Source organism: Psychromonas sp. MB-3u-54, from assembly GCF_002836415.1.
Classification (GTDB): Bacteria; Pseudomonadota; Gammaproteobacteria; order Enterobacterales; family Psychromonadaceae; genus Psychromonas.
Genome location: NZ_PJBP01000121.1, coordinates 41375 through 48158, shown reverse-complemented (window position 1 = coordinate 48158; position 6784 = coordinate 41375). Strand labels below are relative to the sequence as shown.

Sequence of the window (6784 nt, the reverse complement as noted above, 5' to 3'; positions counted from 1 at the left end):
TGACTATTCTTTCAATAAAATGTGCGAACGAATAATTAATAAACAAACTGCTGTTTTCTTCCGCATTTCTGTATAAATAAACTATAAATTAATCAAATTTATTTTCTAAGATGCTTTATATTGTTTTTCTTGTAGCTATATAGTGTAAAAAAATTTTATGGAGATTATAAATGAGCACATTACAAATATTAGTAGGCAGTACGTTAGGTGGGACAGAATATGTTGCCGAAGCAGCACAGGTTTTATTAGAGGAAGCAGGTTTTGATTCTGACCTTCACTTTGATCCTGATTTGAATACTTTATCTTTATCTGAAGATGAAATTTGGCTAATTTGTTTATCGACACATGGAGCGGGTGATTACCCTGAAAACTTCAAATCATTTGCTGAACAGCTTCAAGGTGTAAATGCACCTTTGAATGATGTACGTTATGGCATTATTGGCATTGGCGATTCCAATTACGATACTTTTTGCGAAGCTGCCAAGAATATGGATTATATTTTGGAAGAAATGGGTGCGGTTCGTATCGGAGATCGTTTAGAAATAGATATAGTTGATTATCCTATACCTGAAGACAATATCTCAAATTGGATCTCTCTCTGGATTGAAGATCTTAACGATTTATAAGCATATTTAGAAGGATTTCCCCCTATTTTCCCCTTTAAGTTATCCACAACCGCCTGTGGGTAGTTTATTTATAAGTCATGTACTAGCTTTGTTTTAACAGTGTACAAACCTAGCCTTAATCGCGTCTGTGCATAAGTAGCAAAACTATCCCCTAGTTAAGCGCAGGAAGACCCCTTCTTGCGCACACTTAAAGATCTACTTTAAGATCCTGATCTTTAAGATCAATAAATGGTTTTGCACAGAAATTCAATTACATTAATAAGTATAGTAGTAAAGATCTTTAAAGATCTTTATATAATACTAATAATATTGTTTTGATCTTATCTGTTTTCCTTTAGGCAAGAAAAGAGTAAAATCCCTTTTGTCTTTTTAACTTATAGTTTTGGAAAAATGAATGAATTACCACGAACATTTTGACGTAATTGTTATTGGCGGAGGTCATGCAGGCACTGAAGCCGCTGCAGCCGCTGCTCGTATGGGCATGAATACTTTATTATTAACCCATAATATTGAAACATTAGGTCAAATGTCCTGTAACCCCGCCATTGGTGGGATTGGTAAAGGACACCTAGTGAGAGAAATTGATGCATTGGGTGGTCTAATGGCAAACGCAGCAGACAAAGCAGGTATTCAATTTAGAATACTGAATGCCAGCAAAGGACCCGCCGTGAGAGCAACACGGGCACAGGCTGATCGTCTGTTATATAAAGCGGCGATCCGGGAGAAGCTAGAAAACCAAGAAAACCTAAAAATATTTCAACAAGAAGTGGAAGATCTTGTTGTTGAAAACGATCGAGTTAGCGGCGTTGTTACTAAAATGGGCATTAAATTTTCCGCAAAAACCGTTGTCTTAACCGTTGGTACTTTCTTAAATGGCCGAATCCATGTCGGCTTAAAAAATCATAGTGGCGGACGGGCTGGCGATTCAGCTTCAATCGGTTTAGCTGAACGATTAAGACAGCTGCCGTTACGTACGGGACGTTTAAAAACAGGTACGCCTGCACGTATAGATTCCCGCAGTATTGATTTTTCAGCATTAGAAGTTCAGCACGGTGATAACCCCACTCCTCTATTTTCATTTATGGGCGACCGTAGTGAACATCCGAGACAAATTCCTTGTTATATTACTCACACCAATGAAAAAACGCACGATATTATCCGTCGTAATTTAGATCGAAGCCCGATGTATTCCGGGGTGATTGAAGGTGTTGGGCCGCGTTATTGTCCTTCTATCGAAGACAAAGTAATGCGTTTTGCGGATAAAAATTCCCATCAAATATTTGTTGAACCGGAAGGTTTAACAACTAATGAAATTTATCCTAATGGGATATCAACCAGTTTACCCTTTGACGTGCAAATTGATTTTATTCGTTCGATGAAAGGTTTTGAAAACGCATTTGTGACTAGACCTGGTTATGCTATTGAATATGATTATTTTGATCCTCGCGATCTTAAATCAACTTTGGAAAGTAAATATATTGATGGTTTATTCTTTGCAGGCCAAATTAACGGCACAACGGGTTACGAAGAAGCGGCCGCACAAGGTTTATTAGCGGGCATGAATGCCGGGTTAATGACCCAGGACAAAGAGGGCTGGTGCCCACGTCGTGATCAAGCTTATGCCGGTGTATTAGTTGATGATCTTTCTACACTAGGCACAAAAGAACCCTACCGCATGTTTACCAGTCGTGCTGAATATCGCCTATTATTACGTGAAGATAATGCCGATGCGCGCTTAACAGAAAAAGGGCGTGAATTGGGTCTTGTTGATGATATTCGCTGGAAAGCATTTAGCGAGAAACAGGAAGCGGTAGAAACAGAAATTCAACGATTAAAAAATCAATGGATCCACCCTAAATCAGAAAATGCGGCGCAAATTAATGAGTTATTAAAAACGCCAATGCAGCGTGAAAGTACGCTTGAAGGGATGATTCGTCGACCAGAAGTGAATTATCAAAGTTTAATCTCAATTGAGGGATTAGGGCCAGTGATCAAAAATGATCAAGCTGCTGAGCAAGTTGAAATTATCATCAAATATCAAGGTTATGTAGATCGTCAACGTGAAGAAATAGAAAAACTTAAACGTAATGAAGATACATTATTACCGAATAATCTGGATTATTCTGATATTAAAGGTTTATCAAATGAAGTGACGGCTAAATTAAATGATACTAAGCCCGAAAATATTGGTCAAGCTTCCAGAATTTCAGGAATAACACCTGCTGCAATATCTATATTATTAATTTATATAAAGAAAAATTCTCTAAGACGTAAGGTTTTATAAATGAGTCTGCTTGAAAATTTACAAAAATTAATTGACCAAACAGCACTTGAAGTGACTGAGTCACAAAAGCAACAATTAGTGCAGTTGGTCGAGTTATTAAACAAGTGGAATAAAGCTTACAATCTCACTTCTGTAAGAGATCCTAATCAAATGCTTGTTAAACATATAATGGACAGTATAGTTGTATCACCCTATCTAATAGGAGAACGCTTTATTGATGTGGGTACCGGCCCAGGATTACCCGGGCTGCCACTCGCTATCCTAAATCCCGATAAACAATTTGTTTTATTAGATAGTCTGGGTAAACGCTTGCGATTTATTCGTCAAGCACTTTTGGAGTTGGGACTAAAAAACGTAACCACTGTGCAGAGTCGGGTCGAAGAGTATCAGCCAGAGGATAAATTTGATGTTGTTCTCAGCCGAGCATTTGCTTCACTTCATGATATGTTGTATTGGTGTAAACATTTACCCCATGAAAAAGGCCATTTTCTGGCTTTAAAGGGGCAAGTTCCGGCACAAGAAATAAAAGAACTAGATAAACAGTTTGAATTTATAGAATCAATTTCATTACAAGTGCCAACACTTGAAGGCGAACGTTGCTTGGTTAAAATTAAACGTATTTAAATAATTTAATCAGTGTCTTCGGATTATGGATCGTTCAGTGACAGGCGCTTAGCTCTGGGTCTGCTTTTTCAAGTTATTTGGGTATGGTATTCATTTTAATTAAGAGTAGAGCTTGTGGCTAAAATAATTGCGATCGCAAATCAAAAAGGGGGTGTAGGTAAAACAACAACCTGCGTAAATATCGCTGCTTCAATAGCTGCAACCAAACGTAACGTTTTGGTGATTGACTTAGATCCCCAGGGTAATGCAACCATGGGAAGTGGTATTGATAAATATGAAGTTGCTCATAGTGCTTACGATTTATTAATTGATGAGTTACCGCTAGATCAAGTTGTAGAGGTTGAAACAACCGGGGGTTATCACTTGGTTGCGGCAAACAGTGATGTGACCGCTGCTGAAGTTAAGTTAATGGAATTTTTTGCGCGAGAAACACGCTTACGCAGTGCACTGGCAAATTACAGAGATAATTACGATTATATTTTTATTGACTGTCCCCCTTCGTTAAATATGCTGACGGTCAATGCCATGACCGCGGCTGATTCTGTTTTAATTCCGATGCAGTGTGAATATTATGCGTTAGAAGGTTTAACTGCGCTGGTTGATACTATCAGCAAGCTCGCATCTGTGGTTAATTCAGGGCTTAAGATCGAAGGTGTTTTACGCACTATGTATGATCCTCGTAATCGCCTTTGTTCTGATGTCTCGGATCAATTAAAAAAACACTTTGGTGAAAAAGTTTACCGCACTATTATTCCGCGCAATATCCGTTTAGCTGAAGCGCCAAGTTTTAGTACGCCTGTTATGTATTATGATAAGAACTCAACGGGTGCAAAAGCTTATCTGGCATTAGCGGCTGAAATGTTGCGTCGCGAAGATAAATGTGAGCAGCTAAGTGCCAAAACTGTCTAAATAGGGATTATTATGTTGGGGAAAAAAAGAGGTTTAGGCAAAGGACTCGATTCATTATTAAGCAGTAGTTCATCGCACCGCCAAAAACAGGTTTCTCATGACGTTAATGCAGAAAAAAATCAACCGTTGATTGACGAAGTGAGTGTTAAGGGGATATTAAAAGATATTGATGTCAATTCTCTGCACCCGGGTAAATATCAACCAAGAAGAGAGATGAGCAATAAGGCCTTGGATGAACTGGCTAACTCAATCCATGCTCAGGGGATTATCCAACCGCTGGTTATCAGAGAAACCGGTCACCAACAATATGAGATTATTGCGGGAGAACGTCGTTGGAGAGCGGCTAAAATTATTGGTCTGACAAATGTGCCCTGCTTAATTAAAAATGTAGAAGACAATGCGGCAATAGCGATTGCATTAATAGAAAATATTCAACGCGAAAACCTCAATGCGATGGAAGAAGCGGTTGCATTAAAACGCCTTTTAGAAGAGTTTGATTTAACCCATGTTGAAGTTGCTAAGGCGGTGGGAAAATCACGTACCACGATCAGTAATTTATTAAGATTAAATAATTTAAATGAAGCCGTTAAATTATTATTGGAGCACGGTGATATTGAAATGGGCCACGCCCGGGCACTACTAAGCTGTGAAAAAAATCAGCAAGTCGAATTAGCCAAGATAATAGTTGCCAAATCGCTAAATGTGAGAAAAACAGAGTTATTAGTAAAACAAGCCTTAAATCCTCAACCGGAAAAACAAGCTTCTCCACGTTGCCAAAAAACAGAACAGATTATTAACACTTTTCAAAATAAATTTGGTTTATCAGTAACCGCTAAAACGGGTAAAAAAAAGGCGGGGCAATTGGTTATTAATTATAATTCGCTGGATGATTTAAAAGAATTAATGTTTAAAATTGATGTAGCACAATGAAATATGAAAGAAATAAAAATAATTGATCTATAGCGCATATATAGCGCCAAAAATGAGCTCTTATATTGCATTGACTTGGATGTTGCTATAGTCTTCACCACGATTTGACATGTTGGTTGCGAGAGCTCTCAAAGTGCATGTTAAATAATAAAAGGAAAATAAAATGGTTGATAGACTGGCAAAAGACAGTCAGAAAGCGGGACTTAAATTGGTTGGTTTTCAATTATTACTTGTTCTTTTTATTGCACTGATATTAACTGTTTTTTCTTCAACTAAATCAGGATATTCAGGTTTAGCAGGAGGGATGACTTTTATACTTCCTAATCTGATTTTTGTTTTAATGACTTTTGCGCATGCAGGGGCCAGTAAAACACAATTAGTACTTAGGGGGTTTTATGGCGGAGAGGCGGTTAAGCTTTTTTTAGTTGTGATTTTATTAAGTCTATTTTTGAAATATGGAAGTTTATCTTTACTGGCTTTTTATATCTCTTTTGTACTCTTGGTTATCTCTCAATGGTTGGCTCCTTTCTTTTTTTACAACAATAGTAGGATGAAACATGTCTGATGATAGTGGAGCTATAACTTCATCTGAGTATATTCAACACCATTTAACCAATCTCACCTGGAGTGTAGATGGTGGTTGGAATGTTCATGATGCTGGTTTTTGGACTTTTCACGTCGATTCTCTATTATTTTCAATAGGGCTCGGAGTGCTCTTCCTGTGGCTGTTCCGTAGTATCGCTAAAAAAGCAACAACAGATGTACCTGGAAAATTACAATGTTTAATCGAGATAGTGATCGAATTTGTTGATCAAAATGTCAAAGATACTTTTCATGGAAAAAATGCCATGATAGCGCCTTTAGCATTAACTATATTCGTTTGGGTTTTCCTTATGAATCTGATGGATTTAATTCCAGTTGATCTTTTACCAAGCGCTGCTCAAGCGGTCGGAATACCTTATCTTAAAGTTGTACCTACCACTGATTTAAACGTCACACTGGGTATGTCATTAAGTGTATTTGCTTTAATCATCTTTTATAGCATTAAAATAAAAGGCATTGGCGGATTCGTTAAAGAATTAACCATGCAGCCTTTTAATCACCCTGCCTTTATTCCTGTAAACTTAATCCTTGAGTTAGTGACGCTGTTAGCGAAACCTGTCTCGCTTGGTTTGCGTTTATTTGGAAATTTATATGCAGGCGAGTTAATCTTTATTTTGATCGCTATGTTAGGTATGTGGCAATTACCATTACACTTTATATGGGCTGTATTCCATATTTTAATTATTGTTCTGCAAGCCTTTATCTTTATGATGTTGAGTATTGTATATCTTAGCATGGCACACGAAGATCATTAATTAATCAGGTATAACCTTAATTTTGCTTTTATAAGCAGTTTTTTATTAAAATT

General features: G+C 37.4%; 7 protein-coding genes. All 7 read left to right on the top strand.

Annotated elements, in window-relative coordinates; genetic code table 11:
* The first annotated feature begins 170 nt into the window (after positions 1-170).
* The 7 genes from mioC (at position 171) to atpB (ending at position 6731) form a co-directional block, all read left to right on the top strand.
* Positions 171-626 carry an FMN-binding protein MioC gene (gene mioC, locus CXF72_RS08385; RefSeq protein WP_101038522.1) on the top strand — a complete coding sequence of 152 codons (456 nt, stop codon included), beginning with the start codon at positions 171-173 and terminating at the stop codon, positions 624-626.
* 394 nt (positions 627-1020) lie between these two features.
* Entirely contained in the window at positions 1021-2910 is a 1890-nt protein-coding gene (gene mnmG / locus CXF72_RS08380; RefSeq protein ID WP_101038521.1) for a tRNA uridine-5-carboxymethylaminomethyl(34) synthesis enzyme MnmG, read from the top strand.
* Positions 2911-3534: a 16S rRNA (guanine(527)-N(7))-methyltransferase RsmG gene (gene rsmG / locus CXF72_RS08375; protein ID WP_101038520.1), complete on the top strand. Its 624-nt coding sequence runs from the start codon at positions 2911-2913 to the stop codon at positions 3532-3534. It abuts the gene before it with no gap.
* Positions 3535-3648: 114 nt separating this feature from the next.
* On the top strand, positions 3649-4443 hold the full coding sequence (locus CXF72_RS08370) for a ParA family protein (RefSeq protein ID WP_101038519.1): 795 nt from the start codon (positions 3649-3651) through the stop codon (positions 4441-4443).
* Between the two features lie 12 nt (positions 4444-4455).
* Entirely contained in the window at positions 4456-5373 is a 918-nt protein-coding gene (locus CXF72_RS08365; protein WP_101038518.1) for a ParB/RepB/Spo0J family partition protein, read from the top strand.
* 163 nt (positions 5374-5536) lie between these two features.
* Positions 5537-5938 carry an ATP synthase subunit I gene (locus tag CXF72_RS08360; protein WP_101038517.1) on the top strand — a complete coding sequence of 134 codons (402 nt, stop codon included), beginning with the start codon at positions 5537-5539 and terminating at the stop codon, positions 5936-5938.
* Complete coding sequence (gene atpB / locus CXF72_RS08355) at positions 5931-6731, top strand: F0F1 ATP synthase subunit A (RefSeq protein ID WP_101038516.1); 801 nt, start codon at positions 5931-5933, stop codon at positions 6729-6731. The genes CXF72_RS08360 and atpB overlap by 8 nt, the downstream gene beginning before the upstream one ends.
* Positions 6732-6784 lie beyond the last annotated feature (53 nt).